Here is a 26404-nt window from a genome sequence, read left to right on the forward strand (position 1 = left end):
AATTACCTCTCAAGTTGCCGCAGGATACGGTTAACTTTATCAAAGGTTTCCTGATATTCCGCATCCTCGTCGCTGTCGGCGACAATCCCGCCGCCCGCAGAGCAGTAAAGCTGCCCGTCGCAGGCGGTGACGGTACGGATGGTGATGCTGGTGTCCATGTTGCCGCACACGCTGAGATAACCGATGCTGCCACACCAGGCATTGCGCCGGTGCGGTTCCAGCTCATCGATAATTGCCATCGCCCGCACTTTCGGCGCACCGGTGATCGACCCGCCTGGGAACGCCGCGCGGAGAAGATCGCTGGCGTGCCGCCCGGGTGGCAATTTCGCCGTCACGGTGCTCACAAGGTGATGTACCGCCGGGAAGGGCTCTACCACAAACAGCTCCGGTACCCGCACCGAACCCGGCACCGCCACGCGACCGATGTCGTTGCGCATCAGATCGACAATCATCACATTCTCGGCGCGATCCTTTGGCGAGGCGGCGAGGCGAGCGGCCTGCTCAGCATCCGCCTGCTCATCCGCAAGACGCGGCAACGTGCCTTTAATGGGTCGGGTTTCGATCTCATCGCCCGTCAGACGAATAAAACGTTCTGGCGAGAGGCTAAGGATCGCTCCTTGCGGCAGGCGCAGAAAGGCGCTGAACGGCGCGCGGTTCTCCTGATTAAGGCGCACAAACGCCTGCCATTCATCGCCGCTATAACGCGCCTGAAAACGTTGCGCAAGATTGACCTGATAGCAGTCGCCGCTGCGCAGCCAGGCCTGCACCTGGCGAAACTTTTCGCCATACTCCGCGCGGCTCATATTGGCCTGCCAGCCAGACATTAAACGAAAGTCTGCTTGCGATGGTGCGCTCTGCGTCTCAAGCCAGGCCAGGCGCGCAGCCACATCGCCGTGGCTCAATAGCGTTACGCGCTGCAATTGGTGGTCAACAATCAGCGCCCAGTCATAGATGCCGACCGCCATATCGGCGACGCTAATATCCTGCGCAGCACGTGAGGGCAGTTTTTCAAAGCGGCGGCCTAAATCATAACCAAACAGCCCAAGCGCGCCGCCCTGGAAAGGGAGATCATTCGTCTGTTCAGCACGCAGGCCGCAGGCATCCAGTGCTTGTTGCAGCAGTTGCAGAGGATCGCCTTGCGACTCACGCCCATCCTGATAAGTGATATCGCCCTGTGTTGTCAGCGTCGTCAGCGGGTCGGCAACTAAAATATCAAACCGGTTATGGGGATGGTCGGCATGACCCGAGTGGAGCAGCATCGCCCACGGCTGCGCACTGAGCGGGGCGAAATAGAACTCCGCGGCATCGCGGCGCCACGGGAGCGAGAGTTGGGCAGGGGTTAACTGTTTCATGATTCCTGGCTCTTGAGCGTCTTCTCTGGCTTAGTGCACAGACGCGTGGGATAATTAGCGCCGATAATTTATCAGGAGTTGACCATGTTTGCAGGATTACCCGCCCTCAGTCACGAACAGCAGCAGAAAGCAGTCGAACGTATTCAGGAGCTTATGGCCGGCGGAATGAGCAGCGGTGAGGCTATAAGCCTGGTGGCGCAAGAGCTGCGCGCCAGCCATACCGGCGAGCGGATCGTGGCGCGCTTCGAAGATGAGGACGACGAGGAGGAGTAGTTACACCGCCGCGATAATCTTAATCTCAACTTTATAACGCGGATTCATCAGCTTCGCCTGCACGGTGCAGCGCACCGGTGCATGGCCCGCCACGACCCACGCATCCCAGGCCTTATTCATCGCCGCAAAATCATCGCTGTCAGCAAGAAAAAGAGTGGCATCAAGGATCCGTGACTTATCGCTGCCCTGTTTTTCAAGCACCGCGTCAATCTGCGCCAGCGTGTTGGCTGTCTGCTCAAAGGCGTCGGCGTCGAGATTTTCCGGCACGCCAGTGTAGTAGAGCGTCTGGTTATGGATCACGACATCAGACCAGCGGGCTTCCGCGTCAATACGCACAATTGTCATCACCTTTTCCTTCCTGGTTGCAAAGATTCGCCGGGAAGAGTGCCACAAAAACCTGGCTGGCGTAAATCCGCTCGCCCTGACATAATCACTGGCGATTTAACCAGGGGGTAGTGTGACGGACGATTTTGCAACAGACGGCCAGCTTGCCAAAGCGATACCGGGATTTAAACCGCGCGAACCGCAGCGCCAGATGGCTTACGCCGTGACCGAAGCGATTGAAAAAACGCAGCCGCTGGTGGTGGAAGCGGGGACCGGAACCGGTAAAACCTACGCCTACCTTGCGCCCGCGCTACGTGCCGGTAAGAAAGTGATTATCTCCACGGGTTCGAAAGCCTTGCAGGATCAGCTCTACAGCCGCGATCTGCCCACCGTCTCAAAAGCGCTGGAGTACACCGGCCGCACGGCGCTGCTTAAAGGCCGTTCAAACTACCTCTGTCTTGAGCGTCTCGAACAGCAGGCGATTGCCGGTGGCGATCTGCCGGTACAGACGCTGAGCGACGTTATTCTGCTGCGCTCCTGGTCTAACCAGACAAAAGATGGCGATATCAGCACCTGCGTCAGCGTGGCCGAGGATTCCGCCGCCTGGCCGCTGGTCACCAGCACCAACGACAACTGTCTGGGCAGCGACTGCCCGATGTATAAAGAGTGCTTCGTGGTGAAGGCGCGCAAAAAAGCGATGGACGCCGATGTAGTGGTGGTCAACCACCACCTTTTTCTCGCTGACATGGTGGTAAAGGAGAGCGGTTTCGGTGAGCTGATCCCGGAAGCTGAGGTGATGATCTTTGATGAAGCGCACCAGTTGCCCGATATCGCCAGCCAATATTTTGGCCAGTCCCTCTCCAGCCGCCAGCTGCTCGATCTGGCAAAAGATTTCACCATCGCCTACCGCACCGATTTACGCGATACCGCGCAGTTGCAAAAGTGCGCCGACCGGCTGGCACAAAGCGCGCAGGATTTCCGCCTGCAGCTCGGCGAGCCGGGTTATCGCGGTAACCTGCGCGAACTGCTGGCTGATGCGCGCATTCAGCGGGCGTTGCTGCTGCTCGATGACGCGCTTGAGCTCTGTTACGACGTGGCAAAACTCTCCCTTGGGCGCTCGGCGGTGCTGGACGCTGCCTTCGAGCGCGCCACACTCTACCGTGCCCGCCTCAAGCGGCTGAAAGAGATTAACCAGCCTGGATACAGCTACTGGTATGAGTGCACCTCGCGCAACTTTACGCTCGCGCTGACGCCCTTGACCGTTGCCGATAAGTTCCAGGAGGTGATGAAAGAGAAGAAGGGGAGCTGGATCTTCACCTCCGCGACCCTGTCAGTTAATGACGATCTGCATCACTTCACCGCGCGCTTAGGCATCGACGAAGCACAATCTTTGCTGCTGCCGAGCCCTTTCGATTACCCGCGCCAGGCTCTGCTCTGCGTGCCGCGCAATCTGCCACAGACCAACCAGCCTGGCTCCGCACGCCAGCTGGCGGCGATGTTAAGGCCGATGATTGAGGCCAATAACGGGCGCTGCTTTATGCTCTGTACCTCGCACGCCATGATGCGCGATCTCGCAGAACAGTTCCGTGCGACCCTCAGCCTGCCGGTACTATTGCAGGGTGAAACCAGTAAAGGCCAGTTACTGCAGCAGTTTGTTGACGCCGGCAACGCGCTGCTGGTGGCCACCAGCAGTTTCTGGGAGGGGGTCGACGTGCGCGGTGATACGCTTTCGCTGGTGATCATCGATAAGCTGCCATTTACCTCGCCGGACGATCCGCTGCTGAAAGCGCGGATGGAAGATTGCCGCCTGCGCGGTGGCGATCCCTTTGATGAAGTGCAACTCCCGGATGCGGTCATTACCCTCAAACAGGGCGTTGGTCGTCTGATCCGCGATATTGACGATCGCGGCGTGCTGGTGATTTGCGATAACCGGCTGGTGATGCGCCCCTACGGCGCGGTGTTTCTCGCCAGCCTGCCGCCGGCACCGCGCACGCGGGATATCCGCCGCGCGGTGGAGTTTCTTGCCGGGCCCGCAGCGGAGTAATTTTTCGCGAAGTATGGTAAGATGCGCGCCATTTTGTTGAATCTGGACTGCTATACCCATGCGAATTCTGGCTATTGATACCGCCACAGAAGCCTGTTCTGTCGCCCTGTGGAATGACGGTACGACCTTCGCTCACTTCGAACTCTGCCCCCGTGAACATACTCAACGCATTCTGCCGCTGGTCAGAGCTGCCCTTGCCGACGCTGAGGTCAAACTGACCGATCTCGACGCGCTGGCTTTTGGCCGCGGGCCGGGTAGCTTTACCGGCGTGCGTATCGGTATCGGGATCGCTCAGGGCCTGGCGCTCGGCGCGGAACTGCCGATGATTGGCGTCTCGACGCTGGCGACGATGGCGCAGGGCGCCTGGCGTAAAACCGGTGCGACCCGCGTGCTGGCAGCGATTGATGCCCGCATGGGCGAACTCTACTGGGCTGAGTATCAGCGCGATGCCGATGGCGTCTGGCAAGGAGAAGAGACTGAAGCGGTGCTGAAGCCTGAGGCGGTAAGCGAGCGTCTGCAGCAGCTGGAAGGTTGCTGGGCGATGGTTGGCACCGGCTGGGGCGCATGGCCGGATCTGGCCGCCAGTAGCCCCCTTACGCTGACGGACGGCGAGATGTTACTGCCCGCGGCGGAAGATATGTTGCCCATCGCCCGTCAACTTTTTGCCGCGCAAAAATATGTTGCCGTTGAACAGGCGGAGCCAGTTTATTTGCGTAACGAAGTGGCGTGGAAGAAACTTCCAGGCCGGGAATGAATCTCAGTAGTACTAACTGAGTTAAGGGGTCGCATGATGGCGGGTCAAAAAGGGTTTATGCGGCTGTTACTGGCAGGGCTGGTAACGGTGGCGTTAAGTGGGTGCGTAACGGTGCCTGATGCGATCAAGGGCTCCAGCCCGACACCGCAGCAAGATTTAGTGCGGGTGATGAATGCCCCAACGCTCTATGTTGGCCAGGAGGGGCGCTTCGGCGGGAAAGTGATTAATGTGATCAACCAGCAGGGCAAAACCAGGCTGGAGATCGCCTCTCTTCCGCTTGATGAAGGCGCGCGTCCGGTACTGGGCGAACCCTCCATTGGGCGTATCTATGCAGACATCAGCGGCTTTGTTGACCCGGTCGATTTCCGTAACCAGCTGGTCACCGTGGTGGGGCCGATTACCGGCACAGAAGCGGGCAAAGTGGGCAGCGCTTCATACACCTATATGGTCATGCAGGTGAACGGCTATAAACGCTGGCGTCTGCAGCAGCAAATTATGATGCCGCCGCAGCCGCTCGATCCCTGGTTCTCCGGTCCGGGGCCTTATCCCTGGCGTACAGGCTACGGTCCCTGGGGCTGGTATCCTCCCGAACCCGCTCGCGTACAAACGGTCGTAACAGAGTAATATCCTGTTTTGACAGGAAAAATAGACAGCGGCCCGGCCGCTGTTTTTGTTTCCTGTATTTGATGACAAAAATAATTAGTGACGCGCTTCGCAACCTTCCGTCCGGTTAATTTTCAAACTGGTACGCTGAGTTAATATTATGTTAATTTCTTGTTTGTTAACTGGGGCTGCGATGACAACAAACACTCATTTTAGAGGTGATGCATTGAAAAAGGTTTGGTTAAATCGTTATCCCGCCGATGTGCCTGCGGAGATCAACCCTGACCGTTATCAATCCCTGGTTGAATTATTTGAACACTCAGCAGCCCGTTATGCCGATCAGCCGGCGTTTATTAACATGGGCGAGGTGATGACCTTCCGTAAACTCGAGGAGCGCAGCCGGGCGTTTGCCGCCTACCTCCAGGAGGGGCTTGGCCTGCAAAAAGGCGATCGCGTGGCGCTGATGATGCCGAACCTGCTGCAATACCCCGTCGCGCTGTTCGGGATTTTGCGTGCCGGGATGATTGTTGTAAACGTTAACCCGCTCTACACGCCCCGTGAGCTTGAGCATCAGCTTAATGACAGTGGCGCGGCGGCAATTGTTATTGTCTCCAACTTTGCCCACACGCTGGAGAAGATTGTCGACAAAACTCAGGTGCGCCACGTCATCCTGACCCGCATGGGCGATCAGCTCTCGACGGCGAAGGGGACGGTGGTCAACTTTGTTGTTAAATATATCAAACGGCTGGTGCCTAAATATCACCTGCCGGACGCCATCTCGTTTCGTCGCGCGCTGCAAAACGGCTACCGCATGCAATATGTCAAACCGGAACTGGTGCCCGAGGATCTGGCGTTTCTGCAATATACTGGCGGCACTACCGGCGTGGCGAAAGGGGCGATGCTCACCCACCGTAATATGCTGGCTAACCTCGAACAGGTGAACGCCACTTACGGGCCACTGCTGCATCGCGGCAAAGAGCTGGTGGTCACCGCGCTGCCGCTCTATCACATCTTCGCATTGACCATGAACTGCCTGCTGTTTATCGAGCTGGGCGGGCAGAACCTGCTGATCACCAACCCGCGCGATATTCCCGGTCTGGTGAAAGAGCTGGGCAAATATCCCTTCACCGCCATGACCGGCGTGAACACGCTGTTTAACGCGCTGCTCAATAATGACGAGTTCAGAAAGCTCGACTTCTCCTCGCTGCACCTCTCCGCCGGAGGTGGGATGCCGGTGCAGCAGGCGGTGGCGGATCGTTGGGTGAAACTGACCGGGCAGTACCTGCTCGAAGGGTATGGCCTGACCGAATGCTCACCGCTAGTAAGCGTAAACCCGCACGACATCGACTACCACAGCGGCAGCATTGGCCTGCCGGTGCCGTCGACCGAAGCGAAGCTGGTAGATGACGATAACAACGAAGTCGCCCCGGGCGAACCGGGTGAGCTCTGCATCAAAGGGCCGCAGGTGATGCTCGGCTACTGGCAACGTCCCGACTCAACCGATGAGATCCTGCGTGATGGCTGGCTGCACACCGGCGACATTGCAGTGATGGATGACGAGGGTTTCCTGCGAATTGTCGATCGCAAAAAAGATATGATTCTGGTTTCCGGATTCAACGTCTATCCGAATGAGATCGAAGATGTGGTGATGCAGCACCCCGGTGTGCTTGAAGTGGCTGCCGTCGGCGTGCCGTCCGCGAACAGCGGCGAAGCGGTGAAGCTGTTTGTAGTGAAAAAAGAGGCATCCCTGAGCGAAGAGGCGCTGATCGCCTTCTGCCGCCGACAGCTGACCGGCTACAAGGTGCCGAAGCAGGTGGAGTTCCGCGCGGAGCTGCCGAAATCGAATGTCGGAAAGATTTTGCGACGAGAATTACGTGACGAAGCGCGCGCCAAAGTGGACAATAACGCCTGAGCTATCCGTTAGCCTCCCGAACGCCGGTTAAAGTCGGCGTTTTTTATGGGCGCAAACTGAAGAGAAAATGATTTGAATTACCAGATGATAACGACGAACGACGCGCTGGCCGCCGTCTGTGAAGCAGCCAGTGCGTTTCCAGCCATTGCCCTCGATACGGAATTTGTCCGCACCCGCACTTACTACCCGCAACTCGGTCTGCTGCAGATGTATGACGGCGAGCGTGTAACGCTTATCGATCCGCTGACCATTACCGACTGGACGCCGTTTCGCGACCTGCTCACCAATAGTGCAATCACCAAGTATCTGCACGCGGGCAGCGAAGATCTGGAAGTGTTCCTCAATACATTTGGCGTTCAGCCGCAGCCGATGATTGATACGCAGATCCTTGCGGCATTCTGCGGTCGTCCGATGTCATGGGGCTTCGCCTCAATGGTTGAGGAGTTTACCGGGACGGTAATTGATAAAAGCGAATCCCGTACCGACTGGCTGGCCCGTCCGCTGACTGAGCGTCAGTGTGACTATGCGGCGGCGGATGTCTGGTACCTGCTGCCTATTGCCGGGAAACTGCTGACGGAGACCGAGCAGGCTGGCAGACTGGCCGCCGCGCTCGACGAGTGTCGTTTGATGATGCAGCGTCGCCAGGAAGTGCTGGCACCTGATGAAGCCTGGCGTGAAATCACCAACGCCTGGCAGCTGCGCCCGCGCCAGCTGGCCTGTTTGCAACTGCTGGCCTCCTGGCGTCTGCGTAAGGCGCGCGAGCGCGATATGGCCGTTAACTTTGTCGTGCGCGAAGAGAATCTCTGGGCGGTCGCACGCTATATGCCGGGCAGCCTCGGCGAGCTGGATAGCCTCGGTCTCTCCGGCAGCGAAATCCGTTTTCATGGTAAAACCCTGCTGGCGCTGGTCGCGCAGGCGCAGGAGCTGCCGGAAGAGACGTTGCCTGAACCGCTACGTAATTTGATGGATATGCCCGGTTATCGCAAAGCGTTTAAAGCAATTAAGGCGCAGGTGCAGACAATAAGTGAAAGCGAGAATATTAGCGTTGAGCTGCTGGCGTCGCGTCGACAGATTAATCAGTTATTAAACTGGCACTGGAAATTGAAGACACAAACCAGCCTGCCGGAATTAATCAGCGGCTGGCGCGGTGAATTGATGGCCGATCGACTAAACGCCTTATTAGCGGAGTATCCGCAATAACGCTGTAAATAATTACAGTGTATTCAGGCGAGGAAAGAAAAAAGGCAGAATTTATTCTGCCTTTTTTTATTGCACTGTTGCGGAGATTATTTTGTCTCTTCCGCTTCAGGCAACGTGACGTTCAACTCCAGAATAGAAATATCGTCCCCTTTCTGCTCCAGTTGTACCGTGACCATTTCCGGATCAATCTGTACATATTTACAGATGACTTCCAGAATATCGCGCTTCAGCTGCGGCAAATAGTGGGGTTCAGCGTCGCTGCGGCGTCGCTCTGCAACAATAATCTGCAGGCGTTCTTTAGCGATGCTGGCGGTATTCTTTTTTCTGGAGAGAAAAAAGTCGAGTAATGCCATAACTTATCCTCCGAACAGGCGTTTGAGGAAACCTTTCTTCTCTTCTTCTATGAAGCGGAAAGGACGATCTTCTCCCAGCAGACGTTCCACGGCATCGGCGTACGCTTTACCTGCGTCAGCATTGGTATCCAGAATCACCGGCTCGCCCTGGTTGGAGGCCCGCAGTACAGACTGATCTTCCGGGATCACGCCAATCAGTTTGATGCGCAGAATTTCCAGCACATCTTCCATGCTCAACATGTCGCCACGATTAACGCGGCCCGGGTTGTAGCGGGTAAGCAGCAGATGCTCTTTAATCGGCTCTTCACCTCTCTCCGCACGGCGTGATTTAGAGGCCAGAATTCCCAGAATACGGTCAGAGTCACGCACGGACGATACTTCGGGATTGGTGGTGATAATGGCTTCATCAGCGAAGTAGAGCGCCATCAGCGCGCCGGTTTCGATGCCAGCCGGTGAGTCACAGACGATAAAGTCGAAGTCCATTTTTTTCAGATCTTCTAATACCTTATCAACGCCTTCATAGGTGAGGGCGTCTTTGTCGCGCGTCTGCGATGCCGGGAGAATATAGAGGTTTTCAGTGCGCTTATCTTTGATCAACGCCTGATTCAGCGTTGCGTCGCCCTGGATAACGTTAACGAAATCGTATACAACGCGGCGCTCGCAGCCCATGATCAGGTCAAGGTTACGAAGGCCAATATCGAAGTCGATAACGACCGTTTTCTTGCCCTTCTGGGCTAAACCAGTAGCGATGGCCGCGCTGGAGGTGGTCTTGCCAACGCCCCCTTTACCCGAAGTAACAACAATAATGCGTGCCATAGGAGTTCCTTGTTAAAAGGGCTTAATCTAAGGGTTGAATTGTCAAAGCGTTACCTGCCAGTTGCAGACGCGCCGCTTTGCCATAAAATTCGGCCGGGATTTGATCGCTCAGCCAGTACTCGCCTGCGATAGAGACCAGCTCCGGCGTCAGGTGGGTACAAAATATTTGTGCTTCATTATCACCGCTTGCGCCCGCCAGCGCGCGCCCGCGCATCATGCCGTAGACGTGGATATTGCCATCGGCAATTAACTCCGCGCCAGCGCTCACATGGCTGGTGACAATCAGGTCGCAGTTCTGCGCATAGATGCGCTGACCTGAGCGCACCGGGGTATCAATCAGCCGTGTTTTAATGGCCGGCGTGGCGACGGATACCGGTTCAGCAACGGGCTCCTGGCGTGGCTGCGCTTTCTCTTTGCCTTCCGACAGAATGGGAAAGCCGGCGCGTTCAATTTCCGCTTTCAGCCCAGCGTCTTTGCAGCCGCTGATACCCACTACATGCAGGCCGGTGGCGGCAATGCTTTTATGCAGCTGCGGCCAGTCAATCGGACCTTCCAGTGCTGAGACATTCACCACCACGGGAGCATGCTGCAAAAATGCAGGAGCCTGAGCGATTTTGTCTTCTAACGCCTGACGAATAACCTCGGGTTTTGCATCATGCAAATGAACCACAGATAAGGTAAAACTACTGCCTTTAAGCTCGATGGGCGTGTTTGACATCCTGACCTTACTCATTTTGCTCTAAACACCCGAAATCGGGGTGATATTCTGAAGACTACCGGGCATGTTATAGTCCCTGTTATATTCAGGCAAGTAACCACCTCCTAATTCCGAGTAAAAGTATGTTTTGTGTGATCTATCGAAGTACCCGGCGTGAACAGACCTATCTTTATGTAGAAAAAAGAGACGATTTTTCTCGCGTCCCGGAAACATTAATGCAAAGTTTCGGCCAACCGCAGTTGGCGATGATTTTACCCCTCGACGGTAGTAAAAAATTAGCCGGCGCGGATTTGGAAAAAGTAAAAACTGCGCTTGCTGAGCAGGGATATTATTTACAGGTGCCACCGCCGCCGGAAAATTTACTTAAAGCCCATCTCGCGGCAAATGGTAAGCAATAACCCTCTCTAAAGGCGGCGGATTCTTCCGCCGTCTCTTTTCTATTCTCTCAACCCCTCTCATTTTGTGATTTGACAAACCGACAGACGGCGCGGATAGTCATTTTTCGCTCATGTTCAATGTGTTACCGGAGAGGCTAAACATGTATCAACATCATAACTGGCAGGGTGCACTGCTGGATTACCCGGTGAGTAAAGTGGTGTGCGTCGGCAGTAACTATGCAAAGCATATAAAGGAGATGGGCAGCGCGACGCCGGAAGAGCCGGTGCTGTTTATTAAACCTGAATCCGCATTGTGCGACCTTCGCCAGCCGCTGGTGCTGCCAACTGAACTCGGCTCGGTGCATCATGAAATTGAACTGGCGGTGCTAATTGGTGCAACGCTGCGCCATGCCACCGAAGAGCATGTCCAAAAAGCGATAGCGGGCTACGGCGTGGCGCTGGATCTGACCGCGCGCGAACTGCAAAGCAAACTGAAAAAAGCGGGTCAGCCGTGGGAGAAGGCTAAAGGGTTTGACAATGCCTGTCCCATTTCGGGGTTTGTTCCGGTCGCTGAGTTTGAGAGCGATCCGCAAAATACCTCGCTGGAGCTGAAAATTAACGGCGAGATTCGCCAACAGGGCAGCACTTCAGAGATGATCCACCAAATCGTGCCGCTGATTGCCTATATGAGCCGCTTCTTTACACTCAAAGCGGGTGATGTGATCCTCACGGGTACGCCGGAAGGCGTCGGCCCGCTCAGCAGCGGCGATGAACTGGATCTGCGCTTCAATGGCCTCTCCCTGTCGACCCGCGTGCTGTAAGGTTTTTGCCGCTCATGCGGGCGGCAAAACTTGCATCCCTCTGCCAGAGTGGTTATAAGGTGCACCCTGGTTACCAATGGCGGATTTTATCATGAGCGACACCCCTTTCTGGCAAAGCAAAACTCTCGACCAGATGACGGACGCGGAGTGGGAGTCACTCTGTGATGGCTGCGGGCAGTGCTGCCTGCACAAACTGATGGATGAAGACACTGACGAGATCTACTTCACCAACGTCGCCTGTCGCCAGTTAAATATCAAAACCTGCCAGTGCCGTAACTATGAACGCCGTTTCGAATATGAACCGGACTGCATCAAGCTGACGCGTGAAAATCTGCCGACCTTCGAATGGCTGCCGCCAAGCTGCGCGTACCGTTTGCTGGCAGAAGGTAAGAGTTTGCCGGTCTGGCACCCGCTGCGTACCGGGTCAAAAGCGGCGATGCACGCTGAGCGTATTTCGGTTCGTCACATTGCGGTGAAAGAGTCTGAAGTGCGCGACTGGCAAGCCCATATCCTGAATAAGCCGGATTGGGCAGATTAAGCCCAGTCTCTCACCACATTTTCTTCAATAAAAAACGCTCCCGAAGGAGCGTTTTTTTATCGACCGAAGAGATCGCGTTTCTTCGGCCTGAAGAACTGCGCAATCAGCACCAACAATGCCACCACCAGATAGGCGACAAAAATGCCCAGTAGCCACTGCGGCATGTCCAGCGACAGAAACTCCCATTGACGTTGCGCACAGTCGCCCGAAGCGACAAACACCTGCGGCAGCCATTTGCTCAGCGGCAGCCACTCCGGGAAGCGCGCGGCAAAATCGCAGGTCATAAACGGGGAGGGGTGGAGCTGAATCTGCGTATGTTTCCACGTCAACTGGATGCCGCGAATAGCGCTATAGATCCAGATGGCAAGGGCAGCAAAGCGAAGCGGCGTTTTTGGCGCAATGGCGCCGACAATGCCTGCACCCATCACGCCGAAGAGGGCGCAGCGCTCGTAAATACATAAAACACACGGCTTTAGCAACATGACATGCTGGAACCACAGCGCTGTCATCTCAAGCGCAAAGGCGGTTAACGCCATCAACAGCCAGGCTCCACGCCCGTGTGAGCACTTATTCAAATATCGCAACATAATCATTTCCCTGGAGATGCGTAGAGACCGCAGTGTAAACGAAATCAATCTCAAGGCCACTAGCGGGGGCAAAATAATGCGTAATGGAATGTTTAGTCAGCAAAAAGTGAAACATCGCCTACGCCATTTTGGCCGATCTGCAGTTAATTATTTGGATTTAACGCATATTTCCGAGAAATATTCATGTAGCAAATTCGTGAAAATAAAACGATGATCGCCTTTTTTCTTCCACCCCTACGCTACCTGACCACTGTATGCTTTGGTATGATGAGTGTTCGTTGCTTAGCTGTGTTATGGAAATCTTATATGGTCATTAAGGCGCAGAGCCCGGCGGGTTTCGCGGAAGAGTACATCATTGAAAGTATCTGGAATAGTCGCTTTCCTCCCGGTTCGATTCTTCCTGCTGAACGCGAGCTCTCTGAACTGATTGGCGTCACTCGTACCACACTGCGTGAAGTTCTGCAGCGACTTGCCCGGGATGGCTGGCTTACTATCCAGCATGGCAAACCGACAAAAGTGAACAATTTCTGGGAAACCTCAGGTCTGAATATTTTGGAAACGCTGGCACGTCTGGATCACGAAAGCGTACCGCAGTTGATCGATAACTTGCTGTCCGTGCGTACCAACATTTCCACGATTTTCATTCGTACCGCGTTTCGCCAGCATCCTGAAGATGCATTAAAGGTGCTCTCCACCGCGCGTGAAGTAGAAGATCACGCCGATGCGTTTGCGGAGCTGGATTACAACATTTTTCGTGGGCTGGCATTTGCTTCCGGTAACCCGATCTATGGTTTGATCCTGAACGGCATGAAAGGGCTCTATACCCGCATTGGTCGCCACTACTTTTCCAGCCCGGAAGCACGCAGCCTGGCACTCGGTTTTTACCATCGACTGGCAGAGATCTGCGAGCATGCCCAGCACGATCAGGTTTACGAACTGGTTCGTCGCTACGGTCATGACAGCGGGGAGATCTGGCATAAGATGCAGAAAACAATGCCAGGCGATCTCGCACTACAAAGTCGATAGTGACAAAAAACCCCTCGTAAGAGGGGTTTTCTACATCACAGCACGTTGCTTCGCGGCGGACAGCGCTCCAGCAGCTCAACGCTGCCATCTTCGTTTTGCTGCTCGAGCAGCACATCAAACCCCCATAAACGGTGCACATGTTTCAGCACTTCGCGGCGTCCTTTATCGAGCGGGGCACGGTTATGCGGAATGTAGCGCAGTGTCAGTGAGCGATCGCCGCGCAGATCGACGTTCCACACCTGGATATTGGGTTCAAGATTACTGAGGTTGTACTGTGAAGAGAGTTTCGAGCGGATCTCGCGGTAGCCCTCTTCATTATGGATCGCGGCAATCTCCAGATAGTTATTGCGATCGTCATCGAGCACGGTAAAGAAGCGGAAGTCACGCATGATCTTCGGCGACATAAACTGGCTGATAAAACTCTCATCTTTGAAATCACGCATCGCGAAATGGAGCGTCTCCAGCCAGTCGGAACCGGCAATATCCGGGAACCAGTAGCGATCTTCTTCCGTCGGTGAGTGACAGATGCGCTTAATATCCTGGAACATGGCAAAACCCAGCGCGTATGGGTTAATGCCGCTGTACCACGGGCTGTTATAAGGCGGCTGGAACACCACATTTGTGTGGCTATGCAGAAACTCCAGCATAAAGCGGTCGGTCACTTTCCCTTCGTCATAGAGATGGTTAAGAATGGTGTAGTGCCAGAACGTTGCCCACCCTTCGTTCATCACCTGTGTCTGCTTTTGCGGGTAAAAATATTGGCTCACTTTGCGCACGATGCGCAGGATCTCGCGCTGCCACGGCTCCAGCAGCGGCGCATTCTTCTCCATAAAGTAGAGCAGGTTCTCTTGCGGCTCCGCCGGGTAGCGGCGCGCCTGGGCGACCGCGACCTCTTCGTCACGTTTTGGCAGGGTGCGCCACAACATATTCACCTGGCTTTGCAGATACTCTTCCCGGCTTTTTTGCCGTGCTTTCTCCTCCTGCAGCGAGATTTTCTGCGGACGCTTGTAGCGATCAACGCCGTAATTCATCAGCGCGTGGCAGGAGTCGAGCAGTTTTTCCACTTCGACCACCCCATAGCGCTCTTCGCAATCGGTGATGTATTTGCGTGCGAAGATCAGGTAATCGACAATCGAGCTGGCATCGGTCCAGCTGCGGAACAGGTAGTTATTTTTGAAGAAGGAATTGTGCCCGTAACAGGCGTGTGCCATCACCAGCGCCTGCATGGTGATGGTGTTCTCCTCCATCAGATAAGCGATGCAGGGATTGGAGTTAATGACAATCTCATAGGCCAGGCCCTGCTGGCCATGTTTATAGAGCCGTTCGGTTTCGATAAACTTCTTGCCGAATGACCAGTGGGGGTAATTAATCGGCATGCCGACGCTTGAGTAGGCATCCATCATCTGTTCTGAGGTGATCACTTCGATTTGATGCGGATAGGTATCCAGCCGGTAGAGTTTCGCCACCCGGTCAATCTCTGCCAGGTAATCATCCAGCAGTTCGAATGTCCAGTCGGGTCCATCGCTCAGACGAATAGAATCCTTATTCATTGAGTCAATCGTAGCCATTAGCGCGCCCTCATTGTTCTCGACACTCTCTGTATGGAGCGTCTCATTTCAAGCATAGAACACTGATTTAAAAGTGTACGCCAGCCCTCACCAAATCTTCACGATATTCCCGCTCACTCACCGCGTAAAAAAGCATGTTGGTAAAATATTATGCTGCGGCGTAAGGGTGCGCAGCAGGAGATGCTGAATATCCGCAGCCCTTACCGGGCGGCGATGTTGTGAGGGGGGTCACCATAAAAAAGCCATATGTTGAATAATATTTTCATCTGAGTTATCAATTTGTAATCAGATGATTGTGCTTTACTCACGGGAGAAGGGATATGCGAGTTGTTGTTTTGGGCAGCGGCGTTGTCGGCGTCACCAGCGCCTGGTATTTGCGCCAGGCCGGACATGATGTCACCGTAATCGATCGCCAGCCGGGGCCGGCACTGGAGACCAGTGCCGCCAACGCCGGGCAGATTTCACCGGGCTACGCTGCACCGTGGGCCGCGCCCGGCGTGCCGCTGAAAGCGATCAAATGGATGTTTGAGCGCCATGCACCGCTCGCCATCAAGCTTGACGGCTCCTCATCGCAGCTGAAATGGATGTGGCAAATGCTGCGCAACTGCGATACCCGGCACTATATGGAAAACAAAGGGCGTATGGTGCGCCTGGCTGAATATAGCCGTGATTGTCTGAAACTGCTGCGTGAAACCACCGGCATCCAGTATGAAGGGCGACAGGGCGGGACGCTGCAACTCTTCCGCACCGCCGAACAGTATGAAAACGCCACCCGTGATATCGCTGTGTTACAGGAAGCTGGCGTGCCTTATCAGTTGCTGGAGTCGGCGCGTCTGGCCGAGGTGGAACCGGCACTGGGCGAAGTGGCGCACAAGCTGACGGGTGGGTTGCGGCTGCCAAATGATGAAACTGGTGATTGCCAGCTCTTCACACAGCGGCTGGCGCAGATGGCTGAATCAGCCGGAGTGGTATTCCGCTTCAACACGCCGGTCGATCGTCTGCTCTATGAAGGCGAAAAGATCTACGGCGTGAAGTGCGGCGAAGAGGTGGTGAAAGCCGATGCTTACGTGATGGCTTTTGGCTCCTGGTCCACCGGCCTGCTGAAGGGGATTGTCGATATCCCGGTTTACCCGCTCAAGGGCTACTCGCTGACCATTCCGGTGGCGCAAGAGGATGGCGCACCCGTTTCAACCATTCTTGATGAGACCTACAAAATCGCCATTACCCGCTTCGATCAGCGCATCCGCGTCGGCGGTATGGCAGAGATTGTCGGGTTTAATACCGAGCTGTTACAACCGCGGCGCGAAACGCTGGAGATGGTGGTACGCGATCTCTTCCCGCGCGGCGGGCATGTTGAGCAGGCGACGTTCTGGACCGGTTTACGTCCGATGACGCCGGACGGCACCCCGGTGGTTGGCCGCACGCCGTTTAAAAACCTGTGGCTCAATACGGGTCACGGTACGCTCGGCTGGACAATGGCTTGCGGCTCAGGCCAGTTACTCAGTGACCTGATGACCGGCAATACGCCGGCTATCGCCGCAGATGATCTGAGCGTGGCGCGTTATCTTCCGGGGTTCACGCCTGCGCGTGCCCAGCATCTTCACGGTGTACATAGCTGACAGGCGTAAGGAACAGACATGTCTCGTCCGGTACTGGCGACCCTCGATTTACAGGCGTTAGCCAACAATTTGCAAATAGTGCGCCGCGCGGCTCCTGATGCCAAAGTCTGGTCGGTGGTCAAGGCAAATGCTTACGGTCACGGTCTGGAGCGTATCTGGTCAGCGCTCAATAAAACCGATGGCTTTGCGATGCTCAATCTTGAAGAGGCGATCCTGCTGCGCGAGCGCGGCTGGAAAGGGCCTCTTCTGATGCTGGAGGGTTTTTTCGATGCTGAAGAGCTGGCGCTTTATGACCAGTATCGTCTTACCAGCGGGGTTCACAGTAACTGGCAGCTTAATCTGCTGAAAAATGCGAAGCTGCAGGCACCGCTTGATATCTACCTTAAAATCAACAGCGGCATGAACCGCCTCGGTTTTCTACCAGAGCGCGTGCACAGCGTCTGGCAGCAGCTGAGCAGCTTTACCAGCGTCGGCAATATCACACTGATGTCGCATTTTGCTGAAGCGGAGCGCCCGGACGGCATTTCGCAGCCGATGCGGCGCATTGAGCAGGCGGCGGAAGGGCTGCCATTACCGCGCTCTCTCGCGAACTCAGCCGCGACGTTATGGCATCCGGAGGCGCATTTTGACTGGGTTCGTCCCGGCATTATTCTCTACGGTGCCTCTCCGTCAGGCAGATGGCAGGATGTGGCAAACAGCGGTATTCGCCCGGTGATGACACTGAGTAGTGAAATCATTGCCGTACAGACACTGAAAAGCGGCGATGCCGTCGGCTACGGATGTCGCTATCGTGCGCAGACGGAGCAACGCATCGGTGTGGTCGCGTGTGGTTATGCGGATGGTTATCCGCGCCAGGCACCCACCGGCACGCCGGTGCTGGTGGATGGCATTCGCACTACGGTGGTGGGCGCAGTCTCTATGGATATGCTGACGGTCGATCTCACGCCGTGCCCGCACGCCAGTATCGGCGCGCCGGTGGAACTGTGGGGCAGGGAGATCAAGATTGATGATGTCGCGGCGGCGGCCAATACGGTTGGGTATGAATTGATGTGCGCGCTGGCACCGCGCGTGCCTGTTGTGACAATGTAACTTCTGGCGAGGCGCTTACTCCGCCTCGCTTTCCACCACTTTTATACCCACCTTTGATACCGCATTTTCACTCTTCTCCGCCACGGTCCAGATCATGCCAGCAAACTCAACCTGATCGCCCACCACCGGAGCGGCACCCAGCAGTTGCTGCACAATCTCACCAAGCGTCTGCTGGTTATCACGATGCTCAAGCCCCTCATCAAGACCGTAAATCATCGCAATATCGGCAAATTTGGCGCTCGCCTCGAGGATAAAGTCGCCAAAGAAGCGTTGATCCAGCGACACCGGCGGCGACTCGCTGAAGAGTTTCCCGAGGGCCGGAAGATCGTTTTCGCGACCAATTACGCAGAGCACGTCCCCCTCACGTAACCGCGTGCTGCCAGTCGGGTGCAGCAGGCTGTTGTCGCGGAACAGCGCCGCAATGCGCGTCTCTTCCGGCATATGTAAGTCACGCAGCGCCGCGCCGACGCACCACTTATCGGCGCTCAGTTGATAAACAAACTGCTCGAAGGGATTATCGGGGTGGATATCCAGCCCAACGCGCGAGACCGGCCAGCCAACCGGCGGCACCACCACTTTCGCTTTTTTCGCCGCCCAGCCCAGCGAGGTTCCCTGGAACAGGAGCGAAATCAGCACCACGAAAAAGGCAACATTGAAGAAGAGACGAGCGTTATCCAGCCCGGCCATCATCGGGAAGGTGGCAAGAATGATTGGCACCGCGCCGCGCAGCCCCACCCAACTGATAAAGACGCGCTCACGCAGGTTAAAGCCGCGAAAGGGGAGCAGGCTGGCGAAGACAGAGAGCGGGCGGGCGATAAAGATCATCCACGCAGAGAGGATCAGCGCAGAGAGTGCAATCGGCATTAAATCGGACGGTGTGACCAGCAGGCCCAGCACAAGGAACATCGCAATTTGCGCCAGCCAGGCGAGGCCATCGAAATTCTGCAGGATGCCGAAACGGTTGCGAATAGGACGATTGCCCAGCACAAAACCGCACAAATAGACCGCCAGAATGCCGCTGCCATGCAGCGCCGTGGTGACGGAGAAAACCAGAATCCCGCCGCTCAGGGCTAATAAAGGGTAGAGGCCGGGCGGCAGGGCAATGCGGTTAATCATCTGTTGCAGTAAATAACCGCCCGCGCCACCCAGCAGAATGCCGAGACCAAACTCGCGCAAAATATGCAGAAAGAAGGTGAAATCGATAGTGGCGTGGTGGGTCTGGATCATCTCAATCAGCGTGATGGTCAGAAACACCGCCATTGGATCGTTGCTGCCGGATTCAATCTCAAGCGTTGAGCCGACACGCTCGTTCAGCCCTTTACCACCGAGCAGCGAGAAGACCGCCGCTGCATCAGTAGAGCCGACAATCGCGCCAATCAGGAAGCCTTCCATGATATCGAGCTTGAACAGCCAGGCGGCCATCATGCCGGTCAGGCCGGACGTGATTAATACCCCGATGGTCGCCAGCGAGAGCGCGGGGCCAAGTGCGACGCGAAACGAGCTGGCGCGCGTGCGCATACCGCCGTCAAGCAGGATGATCGCCAGCGCCAGGTTACTGACCATATAGGCCAATGGGTAGTTGTCGAAGGGGATGCCGCCGATGCCGTCAACGCCTGCCAACATGCCAATTGCCAGGAAAATGACCAGAATCGGAATACCAAGGCGCGATGAGAACGAACTCAATAAAATACTGCAGGTTACCAGTACAGAACCCAGAATAAACAGACTAATTATCGCCCCAGCGTCCAATGGTATGCATCTCCTTCTCTTCTCGGTGAGTTCCCGGCACGGACCCGGATTTAGTACGACACAGTATAATAACGGCAGAAAAAGCAATTTAATAAGGGCATTAAGGGCTTTTTTTACGCCGAGATTGTGGGATGACCCGTGAGGGTCAGCGTTGATTTTTCAGCGTGTTGCAACGTGGCGTGCGCACCCAATGGCAATGTGACGGTCTTCGCTTCGTGGCCGAAATCCAGCCCGGCGATCACCGGGATCGCCACCTGTGAACGTAACCAGGCCACCATCTTCTCTAAAGTGTAGCCCGCATCGTAATCGTTAGGCTGCGCATGGGAGAAACTGCCGAGGATCAACGCGCGCTGCTGCGCCAGAATCCCACTGTAGAGCAGCTGCAGCAGCATGCGCTCAACGCGGTAGGGATGCTCATTGATATCTTCAACCACCAGAATGCCGCCAGGCAGTGTCGGCAGCCAAGGGGTGCCAATCAGTGACGTCAGCATTGCCAGGTTGCCGCCCCATAACGTCCCTTCTACATGACAGCGCGGCCCGTCGCCGTCCCACTCAACGGTATAGGTTTTATTGCGTATTGCTCGCCAGAAGTGCTCTTGCGTAAAGGCATTAAGCGGTTCAGCACCAAAGTTGCCCGCCAGCATCGGGCCGCTAAAGGTGATGGTGCCGCCCGCCGCCAGCAGGCCGCACTGGATAGCAGTGAAGTCGCTGTGGCCGCAAATCACCAGCGGTTGCTGCTGCTGGCGTTTCACCAGCGCCTGCCAGTCAATGTCAGCCAACAGGCGGCTCGCGCCATAGCCGCCACGCACCGGCATGACGATCAGATTCTCCCCAACCAGGCGGGAGAGGTCATTAATGTCTGCCAGCCTTTCAGCTTCACTGCCGGCAAAACGCTCCTCACGTCGCGTAATCACCTGTTGATTGTTGACCTGGTGCCCCTCGCGGGTCAGCCGTTCAACGGCCAGCGCCGCAGCACGTTGATTAATGCAGTACCCGGAGGGGGCAACTAAATGGAAAGTGGACATGGCATTTCCTTGCTGACATCTCTAAACAAACAGTTATCATGCCGCTAACCCTGGTCATTGTCATCCGCCGTGATGTACAGCTTATATAAGGATTTTCTGGCGTGAAATTAAGATGGTTTGCCTTTTTAGTGTTGCTGCTGGCGGGCTGCAGCTCGACAAAACAGGATTATCGTAATCCCGACTGGAACCCGGAAGTCCCCGTCAAACGGGCGATGCAGTGGATGCCAATTACCGAAAAAGCGGGCGCGTCGTGGGGTGTAAGTCCGGAACTGATTACGGCGATGATTGCCGTGGAGTCCGGGGGCAACCCGGAGCTGGTCAGTAAGTCGAATGCGGTGGGGTTGATGCAACTGAAGGCGTCTACGGCGGGGCGCGAAGTCTATCGTCGTATGGGCTGGAGCGGGCAACCCTCAACGCGCGAGCTGAAAAACCCGGAGCGCAATATCTCGATGGGCGCGGCCTATCTGAGCATTCTTGAACATGGCCCCCTTGCCGGTATTAAAGATCCGCTGGTAATGCAGTACGCGCTGGTCGTTTCGTATGTGAATGGCGCGGGCGCGCTGCTGCGCACCTTCTCTTCAGACCGCCAGGAGGCGATTGACGAAATTAACTCGTTAAGTCCGAAGGGCTTTTTGCAGCACGTAGCGGAAAAGCACCCCGCGCCGCAAGCTCCGCGTTATATCTGGAAAGTACAAAAAGCGATGGATGCGATGTAATCAGCGCACCCGGCTGGCGCGTTCGCGCGCCTCGCGCTCCAGCGCAAAAATAATGCGCTGGAGTTCGCGCTCGACGCCAGGGCTGACATTTAAAAAACGAAAGCTCAGTCTTGGCGTGGCGATGGTGTCATTTTTACTGTCCACCACTTTGCGCTCGCCCACCGCAATCAACTGCGCGTCAAAGTAGAACTGCCCCCACGATGCCATATCCAGCTCAACCTGGGAGAAACGCATGCCAGGCTGCACACTCTCCGGCAATTCGCCCTCCAGCAGAGCACCCATGCCGCCCAATGAGAGATCGAACAGACGAAAACGCAGCTGGCTCTTATCGGGCAGCTTCGCTTTACAGAAGTAAGCAGGGTGGAGGGGGGCGCTAATACGAAAATACTCCCGACGTTGAATAAACCAGAGCGTTTCCGGTAGCGGCGTGATAAACGCAGGCAGATCCTGATAATCACCCGTAGTGAGCGCATTAAGCGTGAATTCAACCTTAGCGCCATGCGTTTCAGCGGTAATAGTGACTTTCCCCGCACGCTGAACGACGCTGTTCTCATACTCCCTACTGCCAAAATCCATCACCAGCATCTCGGGATTCACCTCAAGAATTTTGCTGATAAATTGACCGCTACCCCAGCTGATGCAGACCGGCACCTGATTTTTTTGCAGGTCGCGCAAGACACCCAGCACGGCCAGAGGATTTTGTTTCAGGAACTGCTCACTGTAATTGCTCACGCCGAATGGCTCCTCAATACTGACACAACGTCTTTGGGTTATCGGCAATCTATGCCAGAACTTAATACAAATGGTAGTAATTATTTCATTAAGGTTTTAATTAAGTCTGTGAGATGACAGCGCTTTTGCGTAAGGCATCTATACTGTACGCAACGCACTGCAAGGTGGTGTGTTCATTTACACGTCATAAACGAAAGGAGAAAGTGAATATGGGTATTCTCGCGTGGATTGTATTTGGCCTGATTGCGGGCGTGATCGCGAAATTCATTATGCCTGGACGCGACGGCGGCGGCTTCATTCTGACCTGTGTGCTGGGGATTGTCGGGGCAGTGGTCGGTGGTTGGCTGGCAACAATGTTCGGTTATGGCGGCGACATTACGGGCTTCGACATGCACAGCTTTATCGTCGCGGTGATCGGCGCGATTGTGGTGCTGGCGGTCTTCCGCCTGTTACGCCGGTAACAGATCTCCTCTGAAAAAAGGCCGCACTCTCACGCGGCCTTTTTTTATGCGCTACTGTGCCACTTTCTGGGCAGCCGGTTCAGCGACAGGCTTAGCACTCTCAGCAGTCTGCTGTTCCGGCACGCTATCGCACGGCTTCTCTTTCGGGCAGATGAGATCAAGCATTTTTAGCGTCACGCCGTTCGTCCAGCCAAAGCCATCCTGCAGCGGATACTCGCCGCCGCCGCCGCCCGTGCCGGTGGAACTGACATCATATTTTTCCACCAGCTTCTGCTCGCGATCGTAGGTGTGCTGAACATTGGTAAGGAAGCGCCAGCTGACGCTCATCGCCAGTTTTTGGTGATCGTAGTTCTGCAACCCGGCGGTAGCGACCCACTGTAGCGGTGCCCAACCGTTCGGAGCATCCCACTGTTGACCACTTTTTACGGTTGTGGTGGATATGCCGCCTGCTTTTAACAGACGCGCTTCGGTTACCGCTGCCACTTTGTCAGCGCGATCTTTCGCTGCCGCGTTAACAAACAGTGGGTAGAGGGCTGCAGCGGTCAGCTGGTTACGCACCTTTTTGGTTTTAAGATCGTAATCGGCGTACCACCCCTCTTTGGTGTTCCACAAATTGGTTTCAATCGCTTTTTGCCGGGCTGTTGCCAGCGCATCGTAGTGGCTCGCTTTAGCGCTATCGCCAGAGACCTGATAAGCGCGGGAGAGCATCTTCTCCATCTTAAACATCAGCGCATTGAGATCGACCGGTACGATGCTGGTGGTGCGGATCGTGCCAAGCTGTTGAGGATCGTCCATCCAGCGGGAGCTAAAGTCCCAGCCTGAGGCCGCCGCCGCGCGAAGATCGCGGTAGATCTCCGTGGCCGGGCGGTTCGGATTGTTTTTCGCCGTGGTGACATCGGCCAGCCATGACTCCGGGCGCGGCGTTGACGCGTCATCCCAGTAGCGGTTCAGCACGCTGCCATCGCTCAATTTCACCACGCGCTTATTCGCCTCACCCGGCTGCAGCGCATCGGCACCCTCCATCCAGTACTGATACTCCTTCTCCATCTGCGGCAGCCAGGTTTTCAGCGCGTCATCGCCATCATGGGTTGCCAGTAACTCCACCATCAATGAGAAGAAGGGCGGTTGAGAACGGCTGAGATAGTAGCTGCGGTTGCCATTAGGAATATGTCCCCAGGTATCAATTTCATACCCGAAGTTGGCGACCATATCTTCGATCTTGTCCCAGTGGCCGCTTTCAGCCAGGCCGAGCATAGTGAAGTAGCTATCCCAGTAATAGACTTCGCGAAAACGACCGCCGGGAACGACATAGGGTTTAGGCAGCGGCAACAGCGAATCCCATTTGCCCGCGCTGTCTGTGGTGCGTGTCAGTTCTGACCATAAGCCGTCGATATGTTCACGCAGGCTTTGTCCGGCAGGCGGGACATAGGGCTTACCTTTTTCCGGCAACGTAAAGTTCACCTCGACAAAATGGCGCAGATCAAAGCTGCTCTGGTTCCGCTGCATGCGGTAATCCGCGAGGATCATCAACGGATCGCCCTTGGGAACAGCATCGGCAAAGGTTTTTTGATCGGGGAAGAGTTTCGCGCTTTGCACATCACTGAATAGCGGACCAAGAAGAATGTCAGGGGTTTGCGGCGGGTTTTGCGCCTCAGCAGCGAACGTTGGGGCATTTGCGGCAAATAGTGTTCCACCCAACGCAAGTTGTATGACCAGAAAAAGGGTGCGCGGCTGGCGCAAAACAGGTTTTATCATCGATTTCTCCTTAGCGAACACGCAGCGGGCCGCTGCATTCAACCTTGACCAAAACCATAGACGAATCTCAGACAATTCGTGTGCGGTGCCCGCCATTTTGTGTCAATCCGGAGTAATTACCTCTCGCACCTGAGCTGGCAACTTGTTTGATGTGTTTCAGAGGGGTAAGGGGGCAGAATGTATGGCAGGAGAGCGATACATTAAAGAGAGCACGCTGGCGCTTGCATCATCTTTCATCCCGGTCGGGCGGCTGAATGGATTCCGTTAAGAGCACTTTATTAGATTTTAGCCACACTGAATAAAATAAATTTGTGTATGAACCTTGTAAAAGCGATTTACCGGAGTAATAGTTTTGTCCGTAACTATCGTTTTTTTGCAGAATTCGAAGAGTAAAAGTCGATATATTTCGCAAAAAAAGAGGCGTTAGCGGAGAAAAGTCCCAAATAAACATTCCTGATGCAAAGGTTACACGGTCAAGGTGGTATATGAGCTACCAAATATTGTAGTATTGCGTGGTTGCTTTTGACTTTTAGGAATATTCCTATCTCATATTTGAGGCTACATACTAACTGCTTTTGCATATAAAATTTCTATTATTATTCATCGCGTTAGCCTTATAATTGGCAAAGAGGTATTCATCTCAGAACAAAATTTTGCCGAATATCTGCTTAAGTGAAATTATTTCTTGAGATTTATCCTAATTTGCAAAAGAATTAAGTAATAGTTTTTCAACGGCTCGGCAATGATATTGAATTGAATTATCCGATCTGTAAAATCATGTCACGATAGTCAATGAAAAGTAATATTGTTGCGGCGGTCCTTGCGGACAGGCTCGTGCGGTAGCTATGCCCTTAATTCATTATCAGGTCGTTTATCGGACAAGGAACTGAGTCATTCATAACGATTTCATTTCCCCTCTCCATAACGATGCACGTCAACACAGTAATATATTTGCAATGGAACAAACCCTATGAACATGCGAATCGTATTGGCTCTTCTTTTTGCTTTTGGCGTCTCTGGCTGTGTAAAACACCCGAAACCCGCACCTTCCGACGACACCATTGTTACCAGTGAAGTTAATGGCGTAACCCTTACTCACCGTTATGCCGTACTGCCGCCGAAAGAGTTCGAACCCGTTAAGCAAGATTACCGCGCGCTCTACCCGGCTTCCGTCATGAGCAAACCTGATTTCGGCGGCAAAGTGATTCGCCAGCTGGAAGCGGGCAAAACCTATGTTGTGCTTGGCCAGGTTGAACACTTCTGGATGGCGCTGGCCGATGAAGGTCAGGAAGAGCTGATTGGCTACGTGCCGATGCGTGCGGTCGTTAAAAGCGAACTGTACGAAAAAACCCTGCGTAACGATCGCCGCAAAGTTCAGCGTAAAAAAGCGAACTGCGTAACGGTCGACGGCAGCGGTAAAGCGTGCAAAAACGTAAAATCCGGGACCTGGATCATCGATTAATCCAGCCGTGATGAGTACCTGCTATGAATAATAATTCGGTTGTACGCCAGATTAGCCTGGTGTTTTTCTTTGTGCTGGCCACCCTGGCCAGCGGTTGTGGATCGTCTTCACACAGCGTACCTACCAGCTATAACCTTCAGTTCAGGGCTCATCCGCAAATCAATGAGTCCGCTCCCCTTAAAGTCAGGGTGTTGCTGTTGAAATCGGACGCGACATTTATGTCCGCCGATTTCTGGTCGCTGCAAAACAACGCCGATAGCGCACTGGGCGGCAATCTGCTGAACAGTGATGAGTTCTTCCTGATGCCCGGTCAGCTGTCAAAAACGCTGACCGGCAACAGTTCGCCTGAAGCGCGCTACATCGGCGTGATGGCGGAGTATCAGGCGCTCGACGGCAAAAAATGGCGAATCTCCCTGCCGCTTCCGGTACAGGGCGAGTCTCACTTCTATGAGTTCTGGAAATCGTCAGAAGATGCGCTGGAAGCCAACATCTTTCTCGACGTTAACGGAATACGCGTGATTTCCAAATAG

The 26404-nt window shown here is 54.9% G+C and carries 27 protein-coding genes; 16 read left to right on the forward strand and 11 right to left on the reverse strand.

What is annotated here, in order from left to right; translation table 11 throughout:
- Nucleotides 1-2 precede the first annotated feature (2 nt).
- The gene (gene pabB, locus PU683_RS11940) at nucleotides 3-1352 is read right to left on the reverse strand and encodes an aminodeoxychorismate synthase component 1 (RefSeq protein ID WP_277171642.1); all 1350 of its coding nucleotides are present in this window, start codon (nucleotides 1350-1352) and stop codon (nucleotides 3-5) included.
- 84 nt (nucleotides 1353-1436) lie between these two features.
- Between pabB and PU683_RS11945 the strand changes: the two genes are divergently transcribed.
- Entirely contained in the window at nucleotides 1437-1625 is a 189-nt protein-coding gene (locus PU683_RS11945; RefSeq protein WP_277171644.1) for a YoaH family protein, read from the forward strand.
- Here the strand turns inward: PU683_RS11945 and PU683_RS11950 are convergent, their stop codons facing one another.
- On the reverse strand, nucleotides 1626-1970 hold the full coding sequence (locus PU683_RS11950) for a RidA family protein (RefSeq protein WP_277171646.1): 345 nt from the start codon (nucleotides 1968-1970) through the stop codon (nucleotides 1626-1628). It lies immediately after the preceding gene.
- A gap of 112 nt (nucleotides 1971-2082) precedes the next feature.
- Between PU683_RS11950 and yoaA the strand changes: the two genes are divergently transcribed.
- The 5 genes from yoaA (at nucleotide 2083) to rnd (ending at nucleotide 8462) form a co-directional block, all read left to right on the forward strand.
- Complete coding sequence (gene yoaA / locus PU683_RS11955; RefSeq protein ID WP_277171648.1) at nucleotides 2083-3993, forward strand: DNA repair helicase YoaA; 1911 nt, start codon at nucleotides 2083-2085, stop codon at nucleotides 3991-3993.
- 58 nt (nucleotides 3994-4051) lie between these two features.
- Nucleotides 4052-4747, forward strand: coding sequence for a tRNA (adenosine(37)-N6)-threonylcarbamoyltransferase complex dimerization subunit type 1 TsaB (tsaB, locus tag PU683_RS11960; RefSeq protein ID WP_277171650.1), 696 nt, complete (start codon nucleotides 4052-4054; stop codon nucleotides 4745-4747).
- A gap of 36 nt (nucleotides 4748-4783) precedes the next feature.
- A complete protein-coding gene (locus PU683_RS11965; protein WP_277174280.1) occupies nucleotides 4784-5371 on the forward strand; it encodes a Slp family lipoprotein in 588 nt (195 codons plus the stop codon).
- 205 nt (nucleotides 5372-5576) lie between these two features.
- Entirely contained in the window at nucleotides 5577-7262 is a 1686-nt protein-coding gene (fadD, locus tag PU683_RS11970) for a long-chain-fatty-acid--CoA ligase FadD (protein WP_277171652.1), read from the forward strand.
- Between the two features lie 72 nt (nucleotides 7263-7334).
- The gene (gene rnd / locus PU683_RS11975) at nucleotides 7335-8462 is read left to right on the forward strand and encodes a ribonuclease D (RefSeq protein WP_346771061.1); all 1128 of its coding nucleotides are present in this window, start codon (nucleotides 7335-7337) and stop codon (nucleotides 8460-8462) included.
- Between the two features lie 86 nt (nucleotides 8463-8548).
- Here rnd and minE read toward each other — a convergent pair whose 3' ends face one another.
- The 3 genes from minE to minC are packed head-to-tail and all read right to left on the reverse strand — an operon-like array spanning nucleotide 8549 to nucleotide 10349.
- On the reverse strand, nucleotides 8549-8815 hold the full coding sequence (gene minE / locus PU683_RS11980; RefSeq protein ID WP_004384978.1) for a cell division topological specificity factor MinE: 267 nt from the start codon (nucleotides 8813-8815) through the stop codon (nucleotides 8549-8551).
- A gap of 3 nt (nucleotides 8816-8818) precedes the next feature.
- Nucleotides 8819-9631: a septum site-determining protein MinD gene (gene minD / locus PU683_RS11985; protein ID WP_277171717.1), complete on the reverse strand. Its 813-nt coding sequence runs from the start codon at nucleotides 9629-9631 to the stop codon at nucleotides 8819-8821.
- 22 nt (nucleotides 9632-9653) lie between these two features.
- A complete protein-coding gene (gene minC / locus PU683_RS11990; RefSeq protein ID WP_277171719.1) occupies nucleotides 9654-10349 on the reverse strand; it encodes a septum site-determining protein MinC in 696 nt (231 codons plus the stop codon).
- A gap of 122 nt (nucleotides 10350-10471) precedes the next feature.
- Between minC and PU683_RS11995 the strand changes: the two genes are divergently transcribed.
- From PU683_RS11995 to PU683_RS12005, 3 genes are all read left to right on the forward strand, one after another.
- A complete protein-coding gene (locus PU683_RS11995) occupies nucleotides 10472-10747 on the forward strand; it encodes a YcgL domain-containing protein (RefSeq protein ID WP_277171721.1) in 276 nt (91 codons plus the stop codon).
- A gap of 140 nt (nucleotides 10748-10887) precedes the next feature.
- Nucleotides 10888-11547 carry a fumarylacetoacetate hydrolase family protein gene (locus PU683_RS12000; protein ID WP_277171722.1) on the forward strand — a complete coding sequence of 220 codons (660 nt, stop codon included), beginning with the start codon at nucleotides 10888-10890 and terminating at the stop codon, nucleotides 11545-11547.
- Nucleotides 11548-11638: 91 nt separating this feature from the next.
- A complete protein-coding gene (locus PU683_RS12005) occupies nucleotides 11639-12085 on the forward strand; it encodes a cysteine cluster protein YcgN (RefSeq protein WP_277171724.1) in 447 nt (148 codons plus the stop codon).
- 56 nt (nucleotides 12086-12141) lie between these two features.
- Here PU683_RS12005 and dsbB read toward each other — a convergent pair whose 3' ends face one another.
- Complete coding sequence (gene dsbB / locus PU683_RS12010; RefSeq protein WP_277171726.1) at nucleotides 12142-12672, reverse strand: disulfide bond formation protein DsbB; 531 nt, start codon at nucleotides 12670-12672, stop codon at nucleotides 12142-12144.
- Between the two features lie 306 nt (nucleotides 12673-12978).
- Between dsbB and fadR the strand changes: the two genes are divergently transcribed.
- Entirely contained in the window at nucleotides 12979-13698 is a 720-nt protein-coding gene (gene fadR / locus PU683_RS12015; RefSeq protein WP_277171728.1) for a fatty acid metabolism transcriptional regulator FadR, read from the forward strand.
- A gap of 35 nt (nucleotides 13699-13733) precedes the next feature.
- Here the strand turns inward: fadR and PU683_RS12020 are convergent, their stop codons facing one another.
- Nucleotides 13734-15266: a SpoVR family protein gene (locus tag PU683_RS12020; RefSeq protein WP_277171730.1), complete on the reverse strand. Its 1533-nt coding sequence runs from the start codon at nucleotides 15264-15266 to the stop codon at nucleotides 13734-13736.
- A 320-nt stretch (nucleotides 15267-15586) separates the two neighbouring features.
- Between PU683_RS12020 and PU683_RS12025 the strand changes: the two genes are divergently transcribed.
- Together PU683_RS12025 and dadX are read left to right on the forward strand one after the other, a co-directional pair.
- Nucleotides 15587-16885 (forward strand): D-amino acid dehydrogenase, encoded by a 1299-nt coding sequence (locus tag PU683_RS12025; protein WP_277171732.1) that lies wholly within the window; start codon nucleotides 15587-15589, stop codon nucleotides 16883-16885.
- Nucleotides 16886-16903: 18 nt separating this feature from the next.
- Complete coding sequence (dadX, locus tag PU683_RS12030) at nucleotides 16904-17974, forward strand: catabolic alanine racemase DadX (protein ID WP_277171734.1); 1071 nt, start codon at nucleotides 16904-16906, stop codon at nucleotides 17972-17974.
- 15 nt (nucleotides 17975-17989) lie between these two features.
- Here the strand turns inward: dadX and PU683_RS12035 are convergent, their stop codons facing one another.
- Both PU683_RS12035 and ldcA read right to left on the reverse strand, forming a co-directional pair.
- Nucleotides 17990-19723 carry a potassium/proton antiporter gene (locus tag PU683_RS12035; protein WP_277171736.1) on the reverse strand — a complete coding sequence of 578 codons (1734 nt, stop codon included), beginning with the start codon at nucleotides 19721-19723 and terminating at the stop codon, nucleotides 17990-17992.
- Between the two features lie 113 nt (nucleotides 19724-19836).
- Nucleotides 19837-20748, reverse strand: a complete 912-nt coding sequence (gene ldcA, locus PU683_RS12040) for a muramoyltetrapeptide carboxypeptidase (RefSeq protein ID WP_277171739.1) — start codon at nucleotides 20746-20748, stop codon at nucleotides 19837-19839.
- A gap of 101 nt (nucleotides 20749-20849) precedes the next feature.
- Here ldcA and emtA point away from each other — a divergent pair, with 101 nt between their 5' ends.
- Entirely contained in the window at nucleotides 20850-21464 is a 615-nt protein-coding gene (gene emtA / locus PU683_RS12045) for a membrane-bound lytic murein transglycosylase EmtA (protein WP_277171741.1), read from the forward strand.
- Here emtA and ycgR read toward each other — a convergent pair whose 3' ends face one another.
- Nucleotides 21465-22196, reverse strand: coding sequence for a flagellar brake protein YcgR (ycgR, locus tag PU683_RS12050; RefSeq protein WP_277171743.1), 732 nt, complete (start codon nucleotides 22194-22196; stop codon nucleotides 21465-21467).
- A gap of 209 nt (nucleotides 22197-22405) precedes the next feature.
- Between ycgR and PU683_RS12055 the strand changes: the two genes are divergently transcribed.
- Nucleotides 22406-22657, forward strand: coding sequence for a GlsB/YeaQ/YmgE family stress response membrane protein (locus PU683_RS12055; protein WP_277171745.1), 252 nt, complete (start codon nucleotides 22406-22408; stop codon nucleotides 22655-22657).
- A gap of 51 nt (nucleotides 22658-22708) precedes the next feature.
- On the opposite strand, the gene PU683_RS12060 is transcribed toward PU683_RS12055, so the two are convergent.
- Complete coding sequence (locus PU683_RS12060; RefSeq protein ID WP_277171747.1) at nucleotides 22709-24412, reverse strand: alpha,alpha-trehalase; 1704 nt, start codon at nucleotides 24410-24412, stop codon at nucleotides 22709-22711.
- A 970-nt stretch (nucleotides 24413-25382) separates the two neighbouring features.
- On the opposite strand from PU683_RS12060, the gene PU683_RS12065 reads away from it, so the two are divergent.
- Nucleotides 25383-25874 carry an SH3 domain-containing protein gene (locus PU683_RS12065; RefSeq protein ID WP_277171749.1) on the forward strand — a complete coding sequence of 164 codons (492 nt, stop codon included), beginning with the start codon at nucleotides 25383-25385 and terminating at the stop codon, nucleotides 25872-25874.
- Between the two features lie 23 nt (nucleotides 25875-25897).
- On the forward strand, nucleotides 25898-26404 hold the full coding sequence (tssJ, locus tag PU683_RS12070; protein ID WP_023480035.1) for a type VI secretion system lipoprotein TssJ: 507 nt from the start codon (nucleotides 25898-25900) through the stop codon (nucleotides 26402-26404).

The sequence above is a fragment of the Candidatus Kosakonia sp. 282A-S69 genome (genome assembly GCF_029433855.1).
GTDB lineage: Bacteria > Pseudomonadota > Gammaproteobacteria > Enterobacterales > Enterobacteriaceae > Kosakonia > Kosakonia cowanii_A.